Here is a 24,361-nt window from a genome sequence, read left to right as displayed (position 1 = left end):
TTTATTCTTTGATTTCAGAATTATAAGAAAAATTGGGTATGAAAAATGGATTAGAGGAGGAATTTTTCATGAAAAGGTTATTTAGCAGATTTAAAGGCAATCTTCTTATAGTCGTAATGATTGCAGCTCTATTAGTGGCATGTTCCAACAACGCAAATAGTAATAATGGCAAAAACTCAGCTGATGAATCAGGTAATAAAAAAGAAGTGGTCCGGGTAACAATGGATTCAGATATCGATAATCTTGATCCTTTTGCTTTCAAGTCCGATGCTGCACAGATGGTAGTTGATGCAACATATGAAACTTTAGTCGATGTTGAGACTACCACAAACAGCGATGGAACAATTATCGCCAATACAGAAAAAGTAATTCCCAATCTTGCAGAATACACGATTTCTGAAGATGGTAAGGTTGTTAGCTTAAAAGTTAAATCTGGAGCCACTTTTACAAATGGTGATCCGGTTACTGCAGAGACTGTCGCTTTTTCTATCAAACGCGGACTGGATCCACAATTTTACTCAGCTTTGCTGTGGAATATCATTTCCTTAACTGACGCAAAGCAGGTAAAGGTAGCAGGGGACAGTGTGGAAATCACCCTAAAAGAAGGAACTCCGATGACTGAGAAAGTTCTGCCTTTAGCTTTAAACGTAGTAATGAATCCGGAGGTTACAGAAAAGAATGCTACAAGTGATGATCCTTTTGCGGCAGGCTGGTATAAGAAAAATATCCTGGGGACTGGACCATATGAACTTTCTAAATGGACTCAAGGGGTCGAATATCGTCTAAGTCCAGCAGCTAAATACTGGAACAAAGAAAAGTTGAAGAATGATGGTGTTTTGGTAAAAGTAGTTCCGGATGCCAAACAACGTTTAGCGCTTCTAAAGCAGAAAGCTGTAGATGTGGCAATTGGTTTACCGCCCAAAAACCTTGCTGAGCTAAAAGAAGATGCCAACATCAAAGTTTATGATTTTCCATCCACTAACACGAATTATTTGGTAATGAACAACCAAACGAAACCGTTTAACGATCCTAAGGTACGCCAAGCTGTAAATTTAGCCATTGACAGCAATAATTTAATTAAAAACGTTTTATATGGCTTTGCACAGCCATTGACCAGCCCTGTTCCTGAAGGAATGCCAACACATATAGACGTGATAGAAAAAGAAGCAGCTGATATTGAAAAGGCAAAAGAACTGTTAAAAAAGGCTGGGGTTGAAGGGTTCGAAACAGACCTTTACGTCAATTCAAGCCGTACCGAAGATCAGCAAGTGGCAGTTTGGATTAAAGATTCCCTAGCGAAAATTGGTGTCGAGGTTAATATTAACCAGGTGTCTGATGCAGCATACCGGGAAAATCAGCAGAGCGGAAACAAAATGCCAATGTTTATTGAGTACTGGTTTTCCTGGGTAAACGATCCATTCTTCCAGATGTTCTGGATGTTTAATTCCAGCAATGCATTTACCAATATGGCCAAGTATAAGAACCCAGAGGTAGACGCGTTAATCAAGCAAGGCATGCATGAACTGGATGAAAGCAAACGTGAAGCAATTTCCCATAAAATTCAACAAATGATTGCGGAAGATGCACCAATCGCCTTCCTCTACCAGCGAAATTATGTGGTAGCGGCAAACAAGGACATTAAGGGCATGAACCGTTGGCCTGACCAGCATTTACGATTCCATACCCTGTACAAATAGGAAAGAAGGGGAAAGTCAGGTGCCGGCATGCACCTAACTTTCCCATACCTAAGAAAGGGGTCATGACCGTGGTATTTTTAAGGTATTTTACAAAACGAATGTTATTGGCTGCGATTACTATTTTTGGAGCACTTACCCTGGTTTTCTTCTTGACACATGTTCTGCCGGGAAACCCTGCTTTAGTGAAGTTAGGCAGTTTTGCAGATAAAGCTGCCCTGGAAGCATTGGAAAAGGAAATGGGACTTGATAAACCCTTAGTGGTTCAGTATGGAAATTATCTTGGCCAAGTTGTTCAAGGTGACCTTGGGGAGAGCTGGACAACTGGGCAGCCTGTGAACAAGGATTTAGCCCAGCGCATTCCAGCAACAGTCGAACTGGCAGTTTTCAGCCTCATTATCGCGATTTTGGTGGGAATTCCCCTAGGTGTTTTTGCCGCCCTTCGAAAAGGATGGACCGATCGTTTTTTACAGGGCGTTACCATTCTGGGTGTTTCAACTCCTGTTTTCTGGTTGGGGTTGATGTTAATTTATGTTTTCTATTACAAGTTTAATCTTACCCCTCCCCCAACAGGGCGGCTTGATGACTTTACAGTCCCTCCTACACATGTAACGGGTTTATTCACCGTTGACAGTCTGCTCTCAGGAGACTTTATCGCTTTAAAATCATCGCTTCTCCAGTTGATTTTACCAGGGGTTACGCTGGCGTTTGTTACGATAGCGCCAATTGCAAAAATGGCACGGGATTCAATGAGCCAAGTACTTCAAGCGGATTTTATCCAATCTGCCCGGGCAATGGGAGTGTCCGTCAGAGAGTATGTAATTAAAGATGCACTTAGAAATGCATTAATACCTGTACTTACTACACTGGGTATTGTACTGGGATATCTAATGGCAGGCAGCGTATTAATTGAAATGATATACTCCTGGCCCGGGATTGGAATCTATGTGTGGAACGCCTTGCTTTCGAATGATTTTAATTCAATCCAGGGGGTTGTTCTGATCATTTCCGTTACATATGTCTTTATTAATTTGGTGGTCGATCTTCTTTATGTCCTAGTGGATCCGCGAATTAGCCTTGATTGACCAGAGGAGGGGACTTTCTTATGAATATTTCAACTGAAACAGCAGAGGTAACGCCGGCATTGCGGAATGACAAGCGGTTTCGCTTCACTCGTCTTTTCAAACATAATGTCAGCCTCACTACTGGTCTAATTCTTCTAATCTTTTTAGTGTTGGTTGCCATTCTTGGGCCGTTACTGACCCAGCACTCTCCATATGAGACCAGCCCAGGGGACCAGTATATGGCACCTTCATTGGCACATTTGTTTGGAACGGATGAATTCGGACGTGACATAATTACCCGGGTTATCCACGCTGCACGATTGGATTTATTTATAGCAGTGTCCGTTACTGCACTTGCTTTTGTCGTTGGTTCAATAGTTGGTTCATTTGCGGGGTTTTATGGGGGTTGGGTAGATATGGTTATTTCCAGATTAGTGGATGTATTGCTTTCTTTTCCAGCCTTCATTCTTGCCATGGGTGTCACTGCTATGCTCGGAAACAATCTACAAAATGTCATTATCGCACTTAGCGTAGCCTATATGCCTTATTTTATCCGGCTTACCCGTGCAGAAATGCTCAAATTGCGAAATGCAGAGTTTGCGGATGCAGCCCGATGTATGGGTACTTCAAAGGTAAAAATCATGCTGGTTCATCTTTTGCCAAATGCAATTGGACCTGCAGTGGCCCAATGTACCCTAACGATGGGGTGGGCAATATTGGATGCAGCAGGATTAAGTTTCCTGGGTTTAGGTATACAGGCGCCAACGGCTGAATGGGGCGTAATGATCGGCAATGGTGTCCGGGATATTTTTTCTGGTGAATGGTGGACAGCTTTCTTTCCTGGCATTGCAGTGATAGTGACGGTAATGACTTTTAACCTCATTGCAATCGGAGTCCGTCAATTAAAGGAGGATTAATCATGGAGTTACTAGCTGTAAAAGGGCTCAGTGTCACATTCCCGCAGGATGATAAGACCAATCGGGTGGTGGATGATATCTCTTTTTCGATTCGGCGTAACGAAGTTATTGGGTTAGTGGGGGAGAGCGGATCTGGTAAAACGGTAACGGCTACTGCTGTCCTACGTTTGACCCGGCAGCCGGCTGACATTGAAACCGGGCAAATCCTCTTTCACGAAGAGGACTTATTAACAAAGCCCGAGTCTGAGCTGCAGGCAATCCGGGGCAGTAAAATCTCGATGATTTTCCAGAACCCAAGAAGCAGTCTCAACCCTTTGATGAAGGTCGGGGATCAAATCGCGAGAGCTTACAGAATACACTCTAAATACAAAAAATCCAAAGCTAAATCCGAAGCTCTGAAGATGTTGAAGTTAGTCGGTATTCCAGATCCAGAAGCCAGGTACGAGGCTTATCCTCATGAACTATCGGGCGGAATGTGTCAGCGGGTTATGATTGCGATGGCTCTTGCCTGTAATCCAGACTTGCTTATTGCTGACGAGCCAACAACAGGTTTGGATGTAACGATAGAAGCACAAGTATTTGATTTGATCAAGGAACTGCAGAAAGAAATTGGCATGTCAGTCCTCCTCATTACCCACGACTTAGGAGTAGTAGCTGAAACCTGTGACCGGGTTGCTGTCATGTATGGCGGCCATATTGTAGAAATGGCAGAAATAGATAAGATCTTTCGTGAGCAAAAGCATCCCTACTCCAAACACCTTCTAGGTTCACTGCTAAAGTTGGACCAGAAATCAAATGGAGATCTAAACATGGAGGAAATCGCACCGCCTCCTATCGATTACAAAACAGCAGGCTGCAGATTCGCGAATAGATGTCCAGCAGCGTATGAAAGATGTTTTTCCGAAAAACCGCCTGTTACAACAGTCGCAGCAGGGCACACCGTGATGTGTCATCTGTATGAGGAGGGGAATCAAGTTGGAACCATTGCTTGAGGTGAAAAATGTAAAAAAGTGGTTCCGTTCTGGAAGGGATACGGTACACGCTGTTAATGGAATTTCTTTAACGATTCACCCTGGTGAAGTAGTCGCTTTAGTTGGCGAAAGCGGATGTGGCAAGTCTACCACTTCACGTACTATATTAAGACTGACAGATCCTACAGAGGGGCAGATTCTCTATAAAGGGATAGATATTAGCCGTATGCCGGAGAAGCAGTTTCGCGCTTACCGCAGTAAAATCCAGATGGTATTCCAGGATCCGACCATGTCTTTAAATCCTCTTTTTACGGTGAAACGCACACTTTCAGAACCCTTACGCCTGCAAGGGATCAAAGGAAAGGATGAAATTGAGTCCAGGATTATCCAAATGTTAAAAAAGGTTCAATTAGGTCCTGAGCATTTGGATCGGTATCCACGCCAGCTCTCCGGGGGCCAGCGCCAACGGGTGGGTATTGCAAGGGCGCTTATTACAGACCCTGATCTAGTAATCCTGGATGAACCAACTTCCGCATTGGATATGTCTGTGAAATTATCGGTAATAAATTTGCTGCGGAAGCTTCAGCATGAACTTAATGCTTCCTATTTACTGATTACTCACGATATGAACACAGTAAAGCACCTTTGCAGCCGGGTAATGGTCATGTATCTGGGACGGATTGTAGAGGCAGGTCCGGTGTCGGAAGTGTTTGCCAACCCAAAACATCCTTATACGCGAGCCTTGCTTTCTGCCATACCGGTAGCAGATCCTACCACGAAAAAGGAAAGAATTCGCCTTATTGGAGATACACCTAGTCCAGTATCTTTACCTAAGGGATGTTCTCTGGCAGACCGCTGCCCAATGGCGGAGCCGCGTTGTAAAGAAAGGCAGCCGGAATTACAGCATCTCCCTGGAGAACGTATGGTCGCTTGTCATTTGGTAGAGGAAATGGTTAGTTCATAATTTTATAGAAAATCTACTGCAGTAGAAATAAGGAGGAAAATAGAATGATAGCTGAACGTGCTATATTGATACCGAACTCCGCCATTCGACAGTTTTTCAATCTTGCACAGGGTATGGAAAATGTCAATGATCTGACAATTGGGGCACCGGATTTTGAAACCCCTGAATACATAGTGAAATCGGCTGTGAAAGCTTCACTCGAGGGTCACCATTACTACTCTGCCAATGCAGGAATTATGCCTTTGCGTAAGGCAATTGCCGCAAAGCTGGAACGGGATAATGGAATAAGTTATGATCCAGAAACTGAAATCGACGTGACGATCGGTGCAACCGAGGCCCTGGGACTGTTAATGATGACCTTGCTGAATCCAGGAGACGAAGTGATTCTGGCAGACCCGACGTGGCCGAATTACATCACCCAAATTTTAATGGCGGGCGGCGTGCCGGTAAGGGTTCCAACCTTTGAAAAGGATGGATTTTCCCTCCAGGTCGATGCAGTAGAAGAAGCCATCACAGAGAGAACAAAGGCCATATTAATCAACTCTCCGAATAATCCAACCGGAGCAATACTTGATCGGGAGTCAGTTAAGGGATTTGTTGAATTGGCCAGAAAACACGGACTGTATCTGATTAGTGACGAAGTTTATGAAAAAATCATCTACGATCAGAACCAGCATTTCAGTCCTGCTTCATTACCTGATACCAAAGATTTTGTCATTACGGTCAACAGTTTTTCCAAGTCGTATGCGATGTGCGGCTGGAGGGTGGGGTATGTAGCAGCAAGTGAAAAAGTCATCACACCGCTCCTGAAATTACAAGAAGGAATGGCCTCATGTGCGAACACGATGGCACAGATGGCTGCTGTAACTGCCTTGGAAGGACCACAAGATGCCGTTAATGAAATGGTGAAACGGTATCGGGCACGGCGTGACTTGATGGTGGAAGGATTGAATAAAATCCCGGGAATCTCAGTGGAAAAACCTGGAGGCGCATTTTATCTTTTTGTCAATGTCAAAGGCCTTGGCAAGAGTTCACAAGAGATTGCGACAGAATTGCTGCAAAAGACCGGGGTGATGACAGTGCCTGGATCAGGCTTTGGCAGCGCTGGGGAAGGTTTTCTGCGTATCTGTTATGCCAAAAATGATGAATTGCTGCAAAAAGCCCTGGAGCGTATTCATGATGTAGTGATTAAGGATTACTGTCCAGCTTGATTGAAACGATGGGGAGGGGATACAAATGAAAATGTGGCATTTTGAGAAGTTTCAGGCAAGCAAGGGCAAGCCTGGTGAAATGGAAACTTTTATGCGGGACAAAATGCTCCCATACTTTCGCAGCCGCGGGTTTAATGTACATTTTTTTGTCACCCAGCATGAATTGGGGCAAGGAGAATTCTTTTTCGCGACAGAAGCCGCCTCGTTCAGTGATCTTGATAATTGGCCGGAAATTGTTGGAGCAGAAACGGAGGGAGTTGAACTGCTGACCCGTTTGGTCAACATGGTGGATGGAACACCGCAAGCCAGTATGTTACGGGAAATTGGTGCAGGTTCAACGCCTTTACAATGGGATTCGCACCCTATGTGGCATATTGAGGGGTTTAACTCGAAGCTTAATACGGGAGAATTAGAGACCCATCTGGTGGAGAAATGCCTTCCTTATTGGAGAGAACGGGGATTTACGGTACATGTGATGCAATCCCAATTAGGTTTTGGCGAGCGGTCACTTTGGCTATTGACGGGTGTCGATCATTTTGGATCCCTTGATAAGTGGAGCGAGTTGGCTTTGGCTGAACCATACGGTGAGCAAATCATGAATGAACTCGTTGCGATGCTTCGTGATAAGGTTGGCAATCTGGTGCGTGACGTTGAAGCATAAATAATGGAGGTGCAGCCTTGATGAAGGTCCTATTATCCGATGAGAGAATTGCTGAAAGCTGGGCCTTTCTCCAACCCAGCCGGCCAGCGATGATTACGACACTTAATCATGATGGCAGTACGAATGTTGCTCCATTCGGATGGAACATGCCAGTATCCGCCAACCCGCCCCGTGTAAGTGTTGCTTTGGTAAATTGTCCCCCAAACAGGACACTGACAAATATCCTTAGAGAAAAGGAGTTTGTCCTAAATATTCCTACTATGAAGGTAGCGGATAAACTAGTGCAAAGTTCATACCAGCACCCAAAAGAAGTCAATAAATTCCGTGCAGCCGGATTTCAAACCCTAAAATCCCGTGTTGTCAAAACACCAGGGATTGCAGAATGCAGGGCTAGCTTGGAATGTGTCTTTTATAAGGAAATAGAAGCAGGGGACCATACCTTGATCATTGGAGATGTAAAGACAGTGACCTTTGAAGAGGACGATTTTACGGAGGACCTGACACTTAAAATCAATCAAGCATGGCCTATCATTCATTTAGACCAGTACAAAGAACGCGGCGGCCAAGTACATTCTTTTATTGGCCCAGAAGGGTTACATAATATTTTTGTTCCATATAACGAGCGCTAAAACTCTGGAAAAGATAAAGGGGGAAACTTCAATGGGATTTTATGATTGGATGAAGGAGCATCGTTTGGTAGGAATTGTCCGTGGAATAGACCGCTCAAGTATCATTCCTGCGGCGGAGGCATTACATTCAGGCGGCCTTCGCCTTCTGGAAGTAACAATGAATACACCTGGAGCAACTGACATGATTTCAGATTTGGTGAAATCCTTTAATGGGAAATTATTAATCGGCGCCGGTACGGTTTTGAATAAAAAAATCGCTGAAGAAGCATATGCTGCCGGTGCCCAATATTTCATCACTCCAAATCTTGACGAGGAAGTCATTCAATTCGCATTGGAACGGGGAATTGACGTTATGCCAGGTGTCATGACCCCGACAGAAGTTGTCAGGGCTCATAACGCCGGAGCAAAAATGGTCAAGGTTTTCCCAATATGCAGTCTGGGCTCCAACTATTTAAAAGAATTACAAGGCCCATTGGCGCATATCCCAATGGTTGCAGTTGGGGAAGTCAGCGTGGAAAACCTCGGTAGCTTCTTTAAAGCTGGTGCCGCCGGTGTAGGTGTGGGGAGCAGTTTAATAAACAAAGAAGCGATTAGGCACGGGAACTTTGAAGTTTTGACCCAGTCTGCCGAAGCATTTGTACGCACGATAGAAGGTTGTGACATCCATGTCTCTTCCCAGGTATAAAAAACCCGAAATACTAACCTTAGGGGAAGCAATGGTCCTGTTTCAGACCAGCCAGGATGGGTCGCTGCAATATGCCCCATTATTAACAAAATCATTGGCCGGAGCCGAGTCCAATGTTTCCATCGGGCTCACCCGGCTAGGGAAGAAGGTGGGCTGGCTCAGCCGTTTAGGGAAAGATCCGTTTGGGGATTACATTTTTTCCACACTTTCCGGGGAAGGTGTGGATCTCTCCTATATAGTTCGTGATCCAGAATATCCCACTGGCGTCATGTTTAAAGAAATTAAAGGGGCAATGGACCCTGCGGTTTATTATTATCGGAAAGGTTCCGCAGCAAGTGTTTGGGATTCGAATGAATTAACACTGGATATGTTTGAAGATGTCAAGGCATTTCATTTAACAGGAATTACCCCGGCATTAAGCGAAGAGTGTAAAAAGGTTTCCTTCGCGGCGGTGAAGCTCGCAAAACAAGCGGGGAGCATGATTTCATTTGATCCCAATATGCGATACAAACTTTGGAATCGTGAAAAAGCCAGAGAAACGTTTGTCCAACTTATTAAGCTTTCCGATATTATTTTGCCAGGAATTGAAGAGGGAGAACTGATAACCGGGGAACAAAACCCCGATTCCATAGCGTATAAAATATTGAAAATGGGCCCAAGGATTGTTGTCATTAAGTTAGGAGAAAAGGGATCCGTTGCTTATATAAAAGCTGATGGGGATGTGCATAAAATTGAAGCGAAAGCATTTCCCGTCCAGCAGGTAGTCGATACAGTCGGGGCTGGGGATGGTTTTGCAGCCGGCTTTTTGTCAGCGTATCTGGATCAGAAGCCAATTTATGAATGTTTAGAGAGAGCCAATGCCATAGGAGCCATGGTTACACAATACCGGGGGGACTGGGAAGGACTTCCCACCCTTGAGGAAGTTGAAAGGTTTATTGCCGGAACAGCACAAGTTTCACGTTAATGTAAATCAGGTTAGGGGGGAATCTCATGTCCCGCTTACAAGAGGCACGAGATGTGGTTAAACAGATAAAAAAAGCTTGGGACCGTAAGGAAAAAACGGCATTATTAATGATCAATCAGGTTCGCGGTTCGGCTTATCGCCAGCCAGGTGCAAAAATGATGATGGCAACCGATGGACAAATGTTTGGTTCACTGAGCGGCGGTTGTTTGGAAAATGACCTGTTTGAGTGGGCAAAGGAAGCAATCCGTGAAAATAATCCTGTTACAAAACATTATGATCTAAGTGAAAATGAAATGTGGTCTTTAGGAATCGGCTGCAAGGGCTCCCTGGAAATCATGATTGTTCCGGTTAACCAAGACGACTTATTTTGGGAACATGCAATGGGTCTCGTACAAAAAAATATTTCTCTTACTATGATATTAGAAATTCCTACAGGGACTCGTATCCTGCTTGATCAGAACCGGAATGGCTGGGGCGATTTGGAATTGTTGCCGGAAAGTGTCTATAGGCATGCGTATGAGCGGACTGACCGGACCCGTGCGGAAGTAATCGTTCATGGAGATAGAAGGTTCGTAATCGATACCATGAAACCGAGTGAACGATTAATCATTTCCGGGGCTGGCCACGATGCAGTCCCCCTGGCTTCGGTAGCTCACAATGTGGGATATGATGTAACCATATTGGATCCCCGAAAAGACTTTAACAACCCATTTCGCTTTCCGGATGTATCCCATATGGTCGTTGAACCTGGCAACGCAGATGCTTCGTCATTCAGTGACAGCGCGTGGGTGATAATGAACCACCAACAAAGTCGTGATGAAGCCGCTTTAGAACTTGCTTTAAGGAGTAATCCCCGTTATATAGGCGTGCTGGGTCCATTGTCCCGCACCCAAGAGATGCTTGATAACATTGGCGCCACATTATCAAGCGGCCCTATTCATGCACCTGTTGGATTGGATCTGGGTGCCGAGACCATTGAAGAAGTAGCAATTAGCATCTTGTCTGAATTAATGATGGATCGAAGTGGAAAAAGTGGCAGGTCGCTTCATGGACGAACAAAAATCCATGCTTAAGTTCGGTGCAGTCATCCTGGCAGCAGGATTGTCGAAACGAATGGGTGAACCTAAATTATTGCTCGATTTTCACGGGAAGCCATTATTCTATTATTCTGTGGCTTGTGCAATTCAATCCAACTTCTTTTCCACGGTTGTTGTGACGGGTGAACATATACAATCCATTCGGGAGCTTACTAAGGATCTTCCAATTAAACTATTAAAAAATCCCAAGTATGAAGAGGGTATGTCTACATCTCTAAAATTGGGGATCGAGTCTATGAAAAATGAAGTGGATGCTTTTCTGGTTTTTCTGGCAGATCAACCTTTTTTGCGTCCCGTGCTGATTGAAAAGCTGATGCAATGTTATATGATCAATCGCTCTAATGGAATTAGAATTATACGCCCCAGGTACGACGGTGTTCCTGGCCACCCGGTATTGTTTGACGCTGAATTATCAAATGAATTTCTAGCTTTGAGCGGAGACGAAGGCGGCCGTTCGATCATTAAGAGACATGCACAGAAAACAAAGTTTGTGGATGTTGCAGACCCATTATGGGGAGTAGACATAGACACCCCAGATGACTTAACCAAATATAAAAACATTTCCCCGCTTCCCTTGTAAATTAGCAATACTGTCATAGTGAAAATATCAGGCAAGACATATCCTAAATAATTTTTTGGAGGTTGAGAGTATGGAAACAATCAGTATTATTGGCGGAACTGGAAATCAAGGAAAGGGATTGGCGCTTCGGTTGGGAATGGCGGGTTACCCCATTATTCTTGGATCCAGGAGTTCAGAAAAAGCAATTAAAGTAACACGTGAGATTAAAGAGGAGTATCCTGACATCAATATCGAGGGTGTGGATAATGAAACCGCAGCTGAAAGAGGGGATATCGTGATCATGACTATCCCTTTTAATTCACAAAGGGACATTGTTGAACCGCTAAAAGAAAAGCTGCGCAATAAAATCGTTGTTGATACAACTGTGGCACTAATTCCTGGAAAACCGCCGACAACGGAAAGTGTACCAGAGGGGTCTGCCGCTGAAAGATTACAGAGTATAGTAGGCCCTGACGTCCAAGTCATATCTGCCTTCCATACCATTTCTGCCCATCTGCTTGAAAACATGAACAAGGCACTCGAGGAAGACACTTTGGTGGCAGGCGATGATAAGTCAGCAAAGGAAAAAGTGATAGAGCTGGCAAATAATATCGGATTGCGGGGATTAAATGCAGGACCATTAAAGATTTCGTCTACCCTGGAAAGAATCACCGCCCTTGTAATAGGGATGAATATCCGTTATAAGAAAAAGAGCATTGGCGTTCATTTTTCAAATATTTAATTATCCAATTGATTATTAGTTTCATTTCGTTTTCAAACACATACACCATTACTTATTTTATACATTTTTACATCCTAAGAGAAAATAGAATGAAGGGATGGTTGACTTTAAATCATGAATGAAGTTCCAAATGCCGCTATCCAACCCCAATCTTTTACTTGTTTCTCGACAATTCAAGTATAAAGAAATTGGGTGTTTGCGTGTTTTTCATGCACTCCCGAATTGTGTCTGCACCCCAACAAATATTATAGAGCCGAAAAATCAGCAACAATGCCGGTTGAAAGTTATAAAGTTACAGACAAAAAGGTCTCCACCAAACTTGAGAACGGCCATTATACGAACTAGGTGACCACAGCGGTATCTACAAAAGCACAAAACTTCGCTAAAGGAAGTTACGTGTTCGAAACGTCTCAACAATATGCAAACTTTATTGCATTGGCACTAGAACCGGAATCTGTCGACAGTTATGTAACCTTTAATTTTATTCCAGTAGAAAAAGGGGATTAAATCCCTGTGTAACGCTATATGCAAGAAAGGAAGCTCCCAGTTAGTTAAGGGAACAGTATTTGAAGGGTAAATGTCATGAAGTTAAGGCCCAAAATCGAAGGTAATAAATTCGGAGCTGTTTCCTTCTAGGAAATGGCTCCTTTCTATTATTTGAACTAGGAACACTAATAGACGCTTGTGCTTAATTCGTTCAAATTGGAACCTTAAATAAAATCTCCTGGTGGGAGGGAGAAGATAAAGAATCTATATTGGCCTCTAAATGGAACTGCAATAACTTATAAATTTTAAACCCGAAAAGAGGGGAAACTCATGAAGGAATTGAATACATTAGAAGAACTGTTGAAATTGGAACAGAAGTGGAAATACAGAATGAGGATCCGGCTACCTGGCTTGGGGTAGGGAGGGGATAAAAAAATCTCTTGGGAAATAATCGACTTCAATAAAAAGAAACCTGAATATAAGTAAAATTTGGCTAAGTTAGTGCTTGTCAAGCCGCAGATTTTAATAAAAAATGAGAAAGCAGAAAAGCTGTTGATAGAAGTATGCAGCAAGACCCTGGATTTATCAGTCAGAATATCAAATAGATATCATATCTAGTTAGGAAAGCATGAGTTTAAAGTGGAGGAGTTCCTTAGAAAAGCCCAAACTTTCTAATAATTGAACACTCTACAGAAGAAATGGGCTCTGTGCATGGCTGTTAATTATTCGAATCTGTGAGATACGAAAGAGCAAAGTGATACTTTGAATAAGTAAAAAAATTGGAGAATGATACATTGTACTAGTAAATAAGAAATATCCGAATCACATGCCGTGTATATTAAAAACACGGTACCCTGGTATTGTAGTAAGTGGTATTGGATTCGCAATCAAACCGAATTTAGGCTCCTGAAAGGCAATAGTAGCCAGTTGGCGAGTCAATTCGCTAATATTCATCGATTCCATTTCGTCCAAAGTATAAAATCCAGCATCATCTACCTCAACATTATCAGGTCGAGGGTCACCTTCTAAATAGTCCATCAAAAAAACAATGTAAACATTGTGGACATCTTTTGGAAAATCCCCAAGGGCTATTATTCCATTGACCTTGGAACTAATTCCAGTTTCTTCGAATACTTCTCTTTTAATTGTTTCTTCAATACGCTCAAACTGTTCAATATACCCACCAGGATTCGTCCATAATCCTCTTCCTGGATTTTGGCTCCGGCGCACAAGCAGAATTTTATTGTCTTTGATGATTAGTGCACCGACACCGATACTATAGTTTCCCCAAAAGACAAAATCGCACTCCGGACATGCCTTCCGATCTACCTGGTTAATGTTACGAGTTTCCAAATATGTACCACAAGCCAAGCAATAATTAGCTACCCCCACAATGCATTCTCCTTACTTATTGAAAATTATCCTTCTATGGGTATAAACTTTGAGCTGAAATTTAACGGTTCTCATAGCTAAGTTATTTTATGAGTCGTATATTTTATATTTATCAATGCTTAAAATCTAAGTTCTTCACTTATTTGATTTGCAACTTCTTTTACTGAAGTAATAAAACTTTCAATTATTGAATCATTTACTCGTGCCAAGGGAGCAGATACAGCGATTCCAGCTATAACGTTATTTCGATTATCAAATATTGGTGCACTTGCCGAAAATACACCGTAAACTAACTCCCCATAACTCACAGCATATCCTTTTTCTCTAATATCTTGTAGTTCCAGAATTAGTCGATCCTTATCAATAATGGTTTTTTCCGTTACAGGTTTCAAGATAGTTTGATTGATATAATGTTCAATTTCGTTTTGAGGGAGGTAGGCTAATAACAATTTCGCTGAAGCTCCCATATATAGAGGGGATGTTTGCCCAATATGCGAAATAGTCATTAAAGCATGCTTGGCTTCTTCAAAAGCAATACATTTTCTTTCATTATCTTCAATTATATTTATATATACATTTTCTCCTAATTTATCTCGCAATGCCTGTAGATATGGTTTAGCAGTCGTTAATAAATGGGAATTCTCCTCAACAAGTTTCCCGAGATAATATAGCTCCAACCCCAACTTATAAGTTTTTTTTTCGTTATCTTTTTCCAGGAAGCCATTTACTACCAGAGTATTTAGAATTCTTTGAAGACTTGATTTAGAAAGGCCTAGTTCATGATGAAGTTGGGCCAGGGAAAGTTCTTTTTGATTGATAGAAAACGTCTTTAGTATTTGTATGGCCCTGGTTATTGTTTGCATTGAATTTTCCATAGGTAATCCTTTCTCTATCTAGAATAGCCTTTGTATATAATAAAATATATTTCTACTTCTTCATATTGAAGCAATTAATAGTAATATAACCAACTTTCAAGTTTATGCGTTAATAATATTCCGCTTCTTGTATACGATAAATTACGATATTGTTATTGCTTATGCAGAAGAAATTATTAAATAGAACAATGTGAAAAGTCTATGTCGTCCAATGATAGATCATTTGTTATGCACTTTGTAAATTTGGTGAACAAAAGCATGGAAAATTTTTTTTAACCCGTTATGGGCAAATTTCATTTTATTTCTTTTCCCATTTTTCCGGTAGGGAAATTGTAGGAAAGCAAGAATCATTTCTCGACGATTCCATTGTTAATAAATCCTCTATCAAAGAACCATAAATCAATTGTATTATATCCACCTTTATTATTTCCATATTTTTGTTCACAAAAACGTACAAAGGAAAGGCTGGGTAGATGGAGAGACTCATCTAAAACTGACATTGTTTTCACCTCGAATCTGAGTTATTGATTTGAAGATAGAGGTGGCGGTTGCTATATCTTTATTTATTTGAGATTTTAGTTCGTCAACAGATAGGAATTTTTGTTCATCCCTAATTTTAAAGAGAGCTTCTGCATATATTGATGTACCATAAATCGATTCATTAAAATCAAAAATATGAATTTCTATATTTTTTTGATAGTCTTTATGAAAGGTTGGTTTTTTTCCAATATTCATTACTCCAAAATAACGTGATCCTTTGATGTCTACCCTTACGCCATATACACCGGATTCTAAATACTGTGAAGATATATCAATGTTCGCGGTAGGGAAGCCGATATTGCTACCTCTGCCTTCTCCATTAATGACTTTTCCTTCAACTGTGAAAATTATTTCTAGGATTGTTTTGGACTTCATTTTGTTACTCACCTCGTCAGAAGGGAATAGTATTCTAGAAATTCTTATTTTTGATTAACACTAAATGGATGCAGAAATATTAGATGGCTTTTTTAAAGCCTTTTGCATAAATACTATTTCCTTTCCAAAGTTTAAAAGCCTTTTTTTAATATCCGTATCTATAATTTCATTTTTACTATTAAAATGTTCTTTATGGGCATAAACATAGCTAGGTGAGGTAAAAGCACGTAAATAAATAGCCAGCAATCGGTTTTAATTGATTTTCAATAACCAAGTAATGTTGATAAGTTCCACCAGTAGCGATAAAGCCCATTACCTTGTTTCTAAATACAGAAACTGGTACCAAGTCGAACAAGTTTTTCAGGACTCCGGTCATCGATCCATTAAAAATAGGTGTGCCTATAATATAAAAATCCGCGGATGAAACAATGTCAATTACCCTCTTGGTATCACCGGTGTAACTAGAGGGGTCGCGACCATCACAAAATTGTACGTCGTAATCTTCCATATTCAATAGTTCAACTTCCACTTCAGAGTATTCTTTTTGTATCTGTTCTAATACTTCCTGGATAATAACCAAAGTTTTGGAGGTGCCTGTTATAGTGCCGGATATCCCTAATAATCTCATTAATATACAACCGCTTATAGGAATTTTTCAGTATGACTTATGCAACACGTGTAATAATCAAGGAATCAGTGATATTAATATCTTTTAGGATTTTTTCCACTAATTTATTGTTCCACTCTTCGAATAATCTATGGTGTCTATTTTCTAATTCTTCAGTGCTGAATTTCCAAAATATGCACAGACCTGGTTCGTCCGCAGCAATCTTTTCTAAATTTTTCACTTTAAGCGCTTCTCCAATTGAATGGCCTGTATTGATAGACACTCGCAGTGATAATGGATTTTTTATTGAATCTTTCATTATGGCAATAACTTCATTTCCATCTAACTCGTTCTTTTAAGTAATAGCTTTAAGATCACCGTATTTCGTACGAAGACAAAAATCAGATTGACAAGTAAAAATATTGATTTGTGTCATTTGATGTATTAGTAACTCTTGCATTGAGAGTATTTTGAGGTTTAGTCGGGATGATAATCCTCCAATTCCTTCGGGTAAGTCGTTTAACACATCGCAAACAACACCTGAAATACTTGTAGAATCAATAACTTTGCCAAATCAACAGCTGCCTCAGTTATCGTTACGCTCTCGATCAGGCCTCTTTCACTAGAAATCATCGGAAATGTGGCCGGGCTTTGTAAAATCTTTAGGTGATGAATTTTTTTGAATTAATGTTTGAATTGTTTGGCTTCGTTCAAAGCAGAAATGCCTGTAGTACATTTTTCATAATCAATTGAGACTGTAAAATTTTTATGCTGGTTTCCGTCAAGACTGCCTAAAAGAGGAAGGGATAGTTCTTTGGCTTTTTCCTTTGTTATAGTAACCGATACTAATCCTCTGGCATGAGTAACCATTAAATTAATGGATTCTGGAGTAACAAATTCAGATAATAAATAGAAATAACCCATTTCTTTCCCTTTAATGACATCATCAATAAGGATAACCGTCTCACCCTGTTTTAAGGCGTTAACACAATCATTAATTTATTGTACATACTGAATCTCTCCTTAAGAATCGAAACTAGCGTTGCATAATATCAAAGCGAAATATATTGAATTTTTCAATATATTTTTAAAACCTTGAATGCAACGCTAGTGACTTATAAGTTGTGGTGGTTATTAGAGTCTGCCAGTATTTTATTAATCAGCCCATTCACCGTTCTTTGGGAACTCATCAAAATCTTTCTGATCATGTGTTAAGTAGATAGGTATTCCTGCATTTTCCATCGTACGCAGTTTTGTGTAGGTTGAGAGGTGTTTTTCGGTGCTCCAATCATATGGCATTGGAAGTGAATTCCGATACGCTTCTTTTAGGTGGGCGGAGTCAGCAGCTAGGCATATATGTCCGCGGTTTTCCAACCTGACTAACATTGCCTGATGTCCAGCGGAATGCCCCGGTGTACTGATTAATTTAATAGTGCCGTCATGAAATAAATCGGTGTCACCCTCAAGTTCCAAGAAATTATATCCTCTTGATTCCTTGTAATCATTCAAGCAATATACAATTCTAGTCCAAGAATCTGGCCACCAGGCATACCGCAGTTCGTCTTTTTGCACAACAAAAGTGGCATTAGGGAAATGGACCATACCACCGGCGTGATCTAAGTGCATATGGGAAAGGACAACGTATTTGACATCATCCAGCTTATAACCTAGCTTTATTAATTGACGATCTATAGCATCTTCGCGTGTCATTTGACAGCCAAATGCGTCACGCATTCCAGGGCCCCAATGTTTTTCTGCCGCTTCAGGATCGGCAACATTATAGTTAATCCCGGTATCAAAAAGGATTAATCCTTTTTTGGGATGTTCAATGATCCAAACAGTGGAGGGAGCTGAAATCAATCCACTTGCACCCGTTACAAAAATCCCTTTATCCAATTTCAACGGACCACAGTCAACTGCAGTCACTTTTAAACCTTGAGCCATAAAATGACCTCCCCAACAATTCAGCCAGAGTTTATCTCGCTGATATCTCTCCATTAATACTATAAAAGCTTTTTCATGAATCAGTCATCAAACAGGGATGGAAGAACTTTTTGTTTCTCTAGAGTCGGTCCAATTAGGCATTACTTGTGTTGCAAACATTTCCATATGGCGCATCATATCTTCATGTGGAACCAAGCCAGGATATTGCCACATTAACAGATATTCAGGATTATGTGTTTTGACCAAATGTTCGATTTGGCGGTTTACAGTATCAGGTGTTCCTATAAATTCAAAGCCACGTTCACATAGATCTTTGAAATCCCCTTTGATTTTTCCTGTTTCTCCTTCTCTTCGTAATGCTTCATTAAACCCTAAATCACCAAACCATGCCGGCCATACGAAACCATTTCCATCCGCTGCCAAGCGGTGGGCATCTTCATCAGTTTTGGCAACAAGCACATCACGGAAAACACCAATACTATCTCCATAAGCAATTTCACGGCCTACTTTTAAAGCCTCTTCGTGATAAGCGTCAATTAGTCGTTTCATTCGCGTATCATCCGTGTTAAGCATAAACGGTACGATATTTTCTGTAGCACAGAAACGCCATGTATCTTCACTGTGGGAGAATGGCTGCCAAATTTCTATTTCGCGATTTTGATAAAGCTTAGGGGCAATTCCGATTTCTTTAATAGTACCGTCTTCTCCCATTCCCCGGCCATAGTCACGGACAGCATTATGCGCGGCAAATTCGAGTCCTTCCGGCGGGATGGTCCAAATGTCTCCCTTGTGTGAGAAAGTTTCTGAAGCCCATGCCTTTCTTATAATTTTGTAGTGTTCGTCGAATAGTTGTCTATTTCGCGCGTCTGACTGAGACTTGTCAGAGAATGTAGCTCCTACTCCATATACTTGGCCGAGAACATCCGCCCATCTCTTTTGGTATCCGCGGGCCATTCCGAAAACCGCACGGCCTTTGGTCATTTGATCTAGCATAGCAATATCTTCCGCTACCCGGATAGGATTATGGAAAGGGAGTACATTTGCCAACTGTGCGAGTTTAATATTCTTTGTTTGCATACCCAAGTACAAACTTAACATGATCGGGTTATTGGATACTTCCAACCCTTCAATATGGAAATGGTGTTCTGTGAAAGCTGCCGCATAGTAACCAAGCTGGTCAGCAGCTTTTACTTGCTCCGTAATCTGATAAAGCATAGATTGATAGGCTTGCGTATTTTGTCCCGGCAACATTCCAGACTCGATTTGTTTTCTGGTACCTACTGTAGGCAAATAAAATAATACGAATTTCATGAATACATTCCTCCTTAATAAAAATTGTTTTTTGACATGTAAAACACATAGCAGGGCAGTTTTTTTATTTGGTAGCTTAGTTGGCAATACCTTAAATACCTGTTAGTTGGCTTCGGTAATATAAAACTATCTATTCGTGAATCATAAGGTATGATTCAAGGTATTACATAAGTATCACCTCCTAAAAGTCCAAAATGTGGCAGATTCTAAAGAAAGAACAAAAAAACAGGTGGAAACATTTACAAAAATCTAAAGAAGTCGAGTTACTACTGATTCAAGGTGTTTAACACAAGCAGCATTTCATTAAATCTTTATACTATGATTTGAATGAATTGAATTTCTTGCTAACAAGTGAGAGTAACCAAGCAAAGAGGTTTCTGTTCCGTTTGGTTATCATCCATTTCTGGATAATTTTGAACAAAAATTGAAATGATAGTTGACTATTATTTCTTCCTTTGTCGGTCTAAAGAGGTTGGTTTTGAATTAACGGAGAATTATTCGAAAAAAAATCCTGAAAATTCCCATATTATCAAATTGTTGAAGGAGTAAGTGCTTTCGTTGTTAAAATAAAATGGAGATAGTTAGTGTGAATTTTTCAACTTTGACAGTTCTGTAAACATAAAAGATAAAACGTACCGATTATCGAATCGCTTTACTGATTATCGATACGCTCATATTAAATCATTTTGAAAACGCTGTCAATTTAATTTTTAATTAATTCAGAATTTTTTAAAAACCTCGAATCTATATCTTGTAAAAGCACTAGGTTAGCATATTTCTATAACCTTGTTCTTTCGGATTTGTGTCCTTTTTTTTGTAGCCAATGAGGCAAGGGTGGATAGCAAAAAATTTTTCTTATGTGGGATCAAGGGAGGTTTATTTACTTTTCAATAGAAATAGATTTTAATAATATTTAAAACGGAGGATGGAGAGGAGAGATATAAATGTTCTTAGTTTTATTAACTTATAGAAAACCGCTTGAGGAAGTGGATAAATTTTTAGATGGACATATTTCATTTTTGGACAAATACTACGAGCAAAAGGTATTTATCTGCTCTGGAAGGCGAAATCCGAGAACTGGCGGCGTAATCTTAGCAAATGTAAAAACCGAACAAGAAATGCAGGCGATTATAGAAGAAGATCCATTTTATTCGCATAATCTTGCAGAATATGAGGTCATCGAATTCATACCAACTAAGTATGATGAAATATTCAGCGCTTTTGTGGCGAATGGTAAGCAGGCTTAATGCCTGCTTTTATTTTGTTTAATGACGCTCTCTTATAGCTCCTTTAGACTATCTGGCGCTGTCGCACATTCTGCAATGCTTAATAAAATTGTTTTCAAAATACTCCTTCAGCTTATGTGACTATTCAGGTAATTTCATAACCTGGCAATGATTTACTGCTTTTTTCATTGACGTTCACAAACCAGGGCCATTCATTTGAAGCTTATTTTACTATTGATTTAAAATTTAGAATATTGTATTATTTCGATTACAGGTACGATATATTAATTATCGGTATGTTAGAGGGATTAAAACTAACTTTGGGGGTGATCCTGGTGAAGAGTTTAAAATTGTCTATAGCTCATTTTTCTGACCGGACCGACGCAGTAAGGGAGGAGATTCGTAGTTTCATAAGACAGGAGAAAGAAAATGGAACCTTTGAACCTAAATGTGATTCTTGGTTAAGTGGTTATTCACCGGAATTTAGCCGAAAGTTAGCGAGTCGCGGCTGGATTGGAATGACCTGGCCAAAACGCTACGGCGGGCAAGAACGATCAGCAATTGACCGATATGTGATCACGGAAGAGTTATTGGCAGCAGGTTCCCCGGTGGCCGCTCATTGGATTGCAGACCGGCAAACGGGACCGCTATTACTCCGATACGGAACAGAACAACAAAAAGAGTACTTTCTTCCTAAAATTGCCAAAGGGGAAAGTTATTTTGCCATTGGTCTTAGCGAACCAAATGCAGGGTCCGATTTAGCGGCAGTCAGTTTAAAAGCAACAAAAGTTGACAATGGGTGGATATTGAATGGAAGCAAAATTTGGACCAGTGGGGCTCATTTTGCCCATTACATGATCACACTTTGCCGAACTTCACCCCTAAATCCTGAAAATCGCCATGAAGGGATGAGTCAATTGATAACTGACCTATCAGCTCCTGGTATAACGATTCGTCCGATTCTGCTGATGACAGGTGAACATCATTTCAATGAAGTACTCTTTGAAGACGTTTTTGTTCCCGTTAACATGCTGGTTGGGCAAGAAGGAAATGGATGGAAGCAAGGAATGGCTGAACTTGCTTACGAACGGAGTGGCCCAGAACGATTTCTGAGTACATTCCCGCTTTTAGAGGAATTGGTCAACACCATTCGACTAAAAGGTGACGTATATTTAATGAGCCAAGTAAGTTCCATCGCATCCAATCTTTGGACCCTGCGTAACATGTCGATGGGCATCGCTCAAATGCTTGAAGAAAATAAAACGCCGGACTTGGCTGCAGCTTTGGTCAAGGATTTGGGTACACAATTGGAGACGCAAGTTGCTGAATTGGCAAGGTTGCTGGTGTCTTCCGAGAATATGACCGTATCCGACCAATTTGAAAAGCTTAAATTGGAAGCGCTTCTCCATTCACCAGGATTTACCCTTCGTGGGGGAACTACCGAAATACTTCGAATGATTGTTTCCAAGGGGGTAATTGGAAAGTGAATGAAATCACAAAATTGATAATCGATGCTACCACTAAGATTATGAAAGATATTTGCACGAAGAAGCTTGTCAACGAGGCCGAACAAGGCCTTTGGGCTTCTGAATTGTGGGATATCTTAGCTGACTCCGGAATGATCACAGTAGCCATCCCTGAGGAAAGGGGCGGAAATGGAGGGGGTTATGCCGATGCTTTTAACATCTTAAGGTTAGCTGGAAAATATGCTGCCCCTATTCCATTGGCTGAAACCTTTCTGGGAAATTGGCTGCTGAATCAGTTAGGCGGGGAAATATCGGATGAACCGCTAACATTTGCTTACCCCAACAAAAATCAATTGTTCCGTTTCCAAAAAAATGGTGAGGGATGGGTTGTTTCTGGAAAAGCAAGGGCTATCCCTTGGGCAAGGTTCGCCAAAACGATCCTGATTTTTGGCCAAACAGAATCTGAACATGTAGTGGCACTGATCAAAAAGGAACATGGCCATATTGAGCTGGGACAAAATCTTGCCGGCGAAGCAAGGGATACCATAACACTGGATCACACGTTCATTAAGGATTGCCAGGTCATCCCAATTGAATTTGAGCATGTGTCGAACCAGCTATGGCATAGTGGCGCCCTTACACGAATCGTATTAATGGCTGGCGCAACAGAACGTGTCCTGGAATTGACAAAAACCTATACCACAGAACGGGTTCAATTTGGCAGGCCAATCCATCGGTTCCAGGCCATCCAACAACAGTTAGCTATTTTGGCCGGGGAATATGCAGCGGCAGGAATTGCTGCCGATTGTGCAGTAGATGCGTTTAAGCCGGGTTTCCAATCAAAGGATATTGCAATGGCTAAAATCAGGATTAATGAAGCGGCGGGAAAAGCAGCTGCAATTGCCCATCAGGTTCATGGCGCAATAGGGTTTACCCATGAACATATCCTGCACCAATATACACGCCGTTTGTGGGCTTGGCGGGATGAATATGGAACAGAAACAGAGTGGGGGAATCAATTAGCACATCAAATTGTTGAAAATGGTCAGGCTGGGCTCTGGTCCTTTCTAACGGATAAAAAGTCGATTGGCAGAATAATTGAGAAAAAGGAGAGTGTCTAATGAGTGATTTACTTTTTTCAGTAGATAATGGAATTGCCAGGATTACATTAAATCGTCCAGACCGACTCAATGCCTTTAGTACAGAAATGATCGATCTTTGGATTGATGCATTAGAGACGGTTCGTGATAGTGAGGATATAAGAGTCGTTGTTTTGATGGCAAATGGCCGGGCCTTTTGTGCGGGAGGGGACGTAAAAGTAATGACCCAAGGAGAGGGCATGCTCTATAACAATACGGGAGCAGGCGATCAGGTATCAACAGGGCTTGCCCGAAAGAATACCTTGTGGAAAAGGGTGCAACGGGTGCCTCTCCTTCTGCAGGAAATAGATAAGCCGGTTATTGCTGTGATGCACGGTCTCGCAGTAGGTGCAGGTTTTGATATGACACTTGCATGCGATATTCGAATAGCCGCCCAGAGTGCGACGTTTTCTGAAAGTTACGTGAAGGCAGGCATTGTGCCAGGGGATGGAGGAGCGTTTTTTCTGCCACGGATTGTGGGTGTGGATAAGGCACTTGAATTGCTTTGGACTGGTGATTCATTTACCGCTGAAGAGGCAAAGCAGTTAGGATTGGTCACACATGTGGTTCCTGATGAACAACTGAATGAATTTGCTGACGCCTATGTAAAGCGCCTCGCTTCAGGACCACAGGAAGTATTACGTTTTACCAAAAGAGCCGTATACCAGGGGCTTCATACGGACCTTCGTACTTCTCTCGATATGATTTCTTCAGCCATGGCCGTAGTGACAGAATTAGAAGATTACAAGGAGGGTGTGAAGGCGATTTTAGAAAAGCGTACACCTAATTTTAAATAGAGGAAATTCGGGTGTCTTCTTCTTCAATCAACTACTAACCATGAG

General features: G+C 41.3%; 24 protein-coding genes and 1 pseudogene. 17 read left to right on the top strand and 8 right to left on the bottom strand.

Translation table 11 applies throughout. From position 1 onward, the window contains the following. Window positions 1-68: 68 nt before the first annotated feature. The 13 genes from D0466_RS04360 (at window position 69) to npdG (ending at window position 12,158) form a co-directional block, all read left to right on the top strand. The gene (locus D0466_RS04360) at window positions 69-1,697 is read left to right on the top strand and encodes an ABC transporter substrate-binding protein (protein ID WP_158555824.1); all 1,629 of its coding nucleotides are present in this window, start codon (window positions 69-71) and stop codon (window positions 1,695-1,697) included. A gap of 68 nt (window positions 1,698-1,765) precedes the next feature. Next, entirely contained in the window at window positions 1,766-2,779 is a 1,014-nt protein-coding gene (locus D0466_RS04355; RefSeq protein WP_158555823.1) for an ABC transporter permease, read from the top strand. Window positions 2,780-2,799: 20 nt separating this feature from the next. Next, the gene (locus tag D0466_RS04350; RefSeq protein ID WP_117321322.1) at window positions 2,800-3,675 is read left to right on the top strand and encodes an ABC transporter permease; all 876 of its coding nucleotides are present in this window, start codon (window positions 2,800-2,802) and stop codon (window positions 3,673-3,675) included. Between the two features lie 2 nt (window positions 3,676-3,677). Continuing rightward, window positions 3,678-4,667, top strand: a complete 990-nt coding sequence (locus D0466_RS04345; RefSeq protein ID WP_117321321.1) for an ABC transporter ATP-binding protein — start codon at window positions 3,678-3,680, stop codon at window positions 4,665-4,667. Beyond that, window positions 4,651-5,610, top strand: a complete 960-nt coding sequence (locus D0466_RS04340; protein WP_325048675.1) for an ABC transporter ATP-binding protein — start codon at window positions 4,651-4,653, stop codon at window positions 5,608-5,610. Before D0466_RS04345 ends, D0466_RS04340 begins: the two co-directional genes overlap by 17 nt. A gap of 44 nt (window positions 5,611-5,654) precedes the next feature. Then, window positions 5,655-6,821: a pyridoxal phosphate-dependent aminotransferase gene (locus D0466_RS04335; protein WP_117321319.1), complete on the top strand. Its 1,167-nt coding sequence runs from the start codon at window positions 5,655-5,657 to the stop codon at window positions 6,819-6,821. 25 nt (window positions 6,822-6,846) lie between these two features. Beyond that, the gene (locus D0466_RS04330) at window positions 6,847-7,482 is read left to right on the top strand and encodes a hypothetical protein (protein ID WP_117321318.1); all 636 of its coding nucleotides are present in this window, start codon (window positions 6,847-6,849) and stop codon (window positions 7,480-7,482) included. Between the two features lie 20 nt (window positions 7,483-7,502). Next, window positions 7,503-8,111, top strand: coding sequence for a flavin reductase family protein (locus tag D0466_RS04325; protein ID WP_117321317.1), 609 nt, complete (start codon window positions 7,503-7,505; stop codon window positions 8,109-8,111). Between the two features lie 31 nt (window positions 8,112-8,142). Next, on the top strand, window positions 8,143-8,796 hold the full coding sequence (locus D0466_RS04320; RefSeq protein ID WP_117321316.1) for a bifunctional 4-hydroxy-2-oxoglutarate aldolase/2-dehydro-3-deoxy-phosphogluconate aldolase: 654 nt from the start codon (window positions 8,143-8,145) through the stop codon (window positions 8,794-8,796). After that, window positions 8,777-9,760 carry a sugar kinase gene (locus D0466_RS04315; RefSeq protein ID WP_117321315.1) on the top strand — a complete coding sequence of 328 codons (984 nt, stop codon included), beginning with the start codon at window positions 8,777-8,779 and terminating at the stop codon, window positions 9,758-9,760. The genes D0466_RS04320 and D0466_RS04315 overlap by 20 nt, the downstream gene beginning before the upstream one ends. A gap of 26 nt (window positions 9,761-9,786) precedes the next feature. After that, window positions 9,787-10,833, top strand: a complete 1,047-nt coding sequence (locus D0466_RS04310; protein ID WP_117321314.1) for an XdhC family protein — start codon at window positions 9,787-9,789, stop codon at window positions 10,831-10,833. Next, window positions 10,808-11,437: a nucleotidyltransferase family protein gene (locus D0466_RS04305; RefSeq protein WP_117321313.1), complete on the top strand. Its 630-nt coding sequence runs from the start codon at window positions 10,808-10,810 to the stop codon at window positions 11,435-11,437. Before D0466_RS04310 ends, D0466_RS04305 begins: the two co-directional genes overlap by 26 nt. A 70-nt stretch (window positions 11,438-11,507) precedes the next feature. Further along, window positions 11,508-12,158 (top strand): NADPH-dependent F420 reductase, encoded by a 651-nt coding sequence (gene npdG / locus D0466_RS04300; RefSeq protein ID WP_117321312.1) that lies wholly within the window; start codon window positions 11,508-11,510, stop codon window positions 12,156-12,158. 1,308 nt (window positions 12,159-13,466) lie between these two features. Here the strand turns inward: npdG and D0466_RS04295 are convergent. From D0466_RS04295 to D0466_RS04255, 8 genes and pseudogenes are all read right to left on the bottom strand, one after another. Further along, entirely contained in the window at window positions 13,467-14,036 is a 570-nt protein-coding gene (locus D0466_RS04295; protein WP_117321311.1) for an NUDIX domain-containing protein, read from the bottom strand. Window positions 14,037-14,155: 119 nt separating this feature from the next. After that, window positions 14,156-14,911, bottom strand: a complete 756-nt coding sequence (locus D0466_RS04290; RefSeq protein ID WP_117321310.1) for an IclR family transcriptional regulator — start codon at window positions 14,909-14,911, stop codon at window positions 14,156-14,158. Window positions 14,912-15,394: 483 nt separating this feature from the next. Beyond that, complete coding sequence (locus tag D0466_RS04285; protein ID WP_117321309.1) at window positions 15,395-15,826, bottom strand: riboflavin kinase; 432 nt, start codon at window positions 15,824-15,826, stop codon at window positions 15,395-15,397. A 60-nt stretch (window positions 15,827-15,886) separates the two neighbouring features. Continuing rightward, window positions 15,887-16,454, bottom strand: a pseudogene (locus D0466_RS04280) (NADPH-dependent FMN reductase). A 37-nt stretch (window positions 16,455-16,491) separates the two neighbouring features. Continuing rightward, window positions 16,492-16,752 carry a hypothetical protein gene (locus D0466_RS04275; protein WP_117321308.1) on the bottom strand — a complete coding sequence of 87 codons (261 nt, stop codon included), beginning with the start codon at window positions 16,750-16,752 and terminating at the stop codon, window positions 16,492-16,494. Between the two features lie 365 nt (window positions 16,753-17,117). Beyond that, entirely contained in the window at window positions 17,118-17,432 is a 315-nt protein-coding gene (locus tag D0466_RS04265; protein ID WP_117321306.1) for a 3,4-dihydroxy-2-butanone-4-phosphate synthase, read from the bottom strand. Between the two features lie 156 nt (window positions 17,433-17,588). Further along, window positions 17,589-18,377 (bottom strand): N-acyl homoserine lactonase family protein, encoded by a 789-nt coding sequence (locus D0466_RS04260; protein ID WP_158555822.1) that lies wholly within the window; start codon window positions 18,375-18,377, stop codon window positions 17,589-17,591. 87 nt (window positions 18,378-18,464) lie between these two features. Beyond that, complete coding sequence (locus tag D0466_RS04255; protein WP_117321304.1) at window positions 18,465-19,688, bottom strand: LLM class flavin-dependent oxidoreductase; 1,224 nt, start codon at window positions 19,686-19,688, stop codon at window positions 18,465-18,467. Window positions 19,689-20,632: 944 nt separating this feature from the next. On the opposite strand from D0466_RS04255, the gene D0466_RS04250 reads away from it, so the two are divergent. From D0466_RS04250 to D0466_RS04235, 4 genes are all read left to right on the top strand, one after another. Beyond that, the gene (locus D0466_RS04250) at window positions 20,633-20,935 is read left to right on the top strand and encodes a YciI family protein (RefSeq protein ID WP_117321303.1); all 303 of its coding nucleotides are present in this window, start codon (window positions 20,633-20,635) and stop codon (window positions 20,933-20,935) included. Window positions 20,936-21,249: 314 nt separating this feature from the next. Next, window positions 21,250-22,401: an acyl-CoA dehydrogenase family protein gene (locus D0466_RS04245; protein WP_233522528.1), complete on the top strand. Its 1,152-nt coding sequence runs from the start codon at window positions 21,250-21,252 to the stop codon at window positions 22,399-22,401. Then, entirely contained in the window at window positions 22,398-23,501 is a 1,104-nt protein-coding gene (locus D0466_RS04240) for an acyl-CoA dehydrogenase family protein (protein ID WP_117321302.1), read from the top strand. Before D0466_RS04245 ends, D0466_RS04240 begins: the two co-directional genes overlap by 4 nt. Then, window positions 23,501-24,316, top strand: a complete 816-nt coding sequence (locus D0466_RS04235; protein WP_117321301.1) for an enoyl-CoA hydratase/isomerase family protein — start codon at window positions 23,501-23,503, stop codon at window positions 24,314-24,316. Before D0466_RS04240 ends, D0466_RS04235 begins: the two co-directional genes overlap by 1 nt. Window positions 24,317-24,361: the final 45 nt, after the last annotated feature.

Origin of the sequence: Peribacillus glennii (assembly GCF_003429105.1) — a bacterium.
GTDB classification, from domain to species: Bacteria; Bacillota; Bacilli; order Bacillales; family DSM-1321; genus Peribacillus; species Peribacillus glennii.
Note: the sequence above shows the minus strand (reverse complement) of the source record. Positions and strands in the feature narration are given on the sequence as shown.

What these genes read in the sequence shown, in the direction of transcription:
- D0466_RS04325 (WP_117321317.1), top strand. Translation starts at nt 7,503, where the DNA reads ATGAAGGTCCTATTATCCGATGAGAGAATTGCTGAAAGCTGGGCCTTT.
- npdG (WP_117321312.1), top strand. Translation starts at nt 11,508, where the DNA reads ATGGAAACAATCAGTATTATTGGCGGAACTGGAAATCAAGGAAAGGGA.
- D0466_RS04350 (WP_117321322.1), top strand. Translation starts at nt 2,800, where the DNA reads ATGAATATTTCAACTGAAACAGCAGAGGTAACGCCGGCATTGCGGAAT.
- D0466_RS04255 (WP_117321304.1), bottom strand. Translation starts at nt 19,688, where the DNA reads ATGAAATTCGTATTATTTTATTTGCCTACAGTAGGTACCAGAAAACAA.
- D0466_RS04335 (WP_117321319.1), top strand. Translation starts at nt 5,655, where the DNA reads ATGATAGCTGAACGTGCTATATTGATACCGAACTCCGCCATTCGACAG.
- D0466_RS04345 (WP_117321321.1), top strand. Translation starts at nt 3,678, where the DNA reads ATGGAGTTACTAGCTGTAAAAGGGCTCAGTGTCACATTCCCGCAGGAT.
- D0466_RS04330 (WP_117321318.1), top strand. Translation starts at nt 6,847, where the DNA reads ATGAAAATGTGGCATTTTGAGAAGTTTCAGGCAAGCAAGGGCAAGCCT.
- D0466_RS04290 (WP_117321310.1), bottom strand. Translation starts at nt 14,911, where the DNA reads ATGGAAAATTCAATGCAAACAATAACCAGGGCCATACAAATACTAAAG.
- D0466_RS04235 (WP_117321301.1), top strand. Translation starts at nt 23,501, where the DNA reads ATGAGTGATTTACTTTTTTCAGTAGATAATGGAATTGCCAGGATTACA.
- D0466_RS04360 (WP_158555824.1), top strand. Translation starts at nt 69, where the DNA reads ATGAAAAGGTTATTTAGCAGATTTAAAGGCAATCTTCTTATAGTCGTA.
- D0466_RS04310 (WP_117321314.1), top strand. Translation starts at nt 9,787, where the DNA reads ATGTCCCGCTTACAAGAGGCACGAGATGTGGTTAAACAGATAAAAAAA.
- D0466_RS04320 (WP_117321316.1), top strand. Translation starts at nt 8,143, where the DNA reads ATGGGATTTTATGATTGGATGAAGGAGCATCGTTTGGTAGGAATTGTC.
- D0466_RS04305 (WP_117321313.1), top strand. Translation starts at nt 10,808, where the DNA reads ATGGACGAACAAAAATCCATGCTTAAGTTCGGTGCAGTCATCCTGGCA.
- D0466_RS04250 (WP_117321303.1), top strand. Translation starts at nt 20,633, where the DNA reads ATGTTCTTAGTTTTATTAACTTATAGAAAACCGCTTGAGGAAGTGGAT.
- D0466_RS04260 (WP_158555822.1), bottom strand. Translation starts at nt 18,377, where the DNA reads ATGGCTCAAGGTTTAAAAGTGACTGCAGTTGACTGTGGTCCGTTGAAA.
- D0466_RS04285 (WP_117321309.1), bottom strand. Translation starts at nt 15,826, where the DNA reads ATGAAGTCCAAAACAATCCTAGAAATAATTTTCACAGTTGAAGGAAAA.
- D0466_RS04275 (WP_117321308.1), bottom strand. Translation starts at nt 16,752, where the DNA reads ATGAAAGATTCAATAAAAAATCCATTATCACTGCGAGTGTCTATCAAT.
- D0466_RS04315 (WP_117321315.1), top strand. Translation starts at nt 8,777, where the DNA reads ATGTCTCTTCCCAGGTATAAAAAACCCGAAATACTAACCTTAGGGGAA.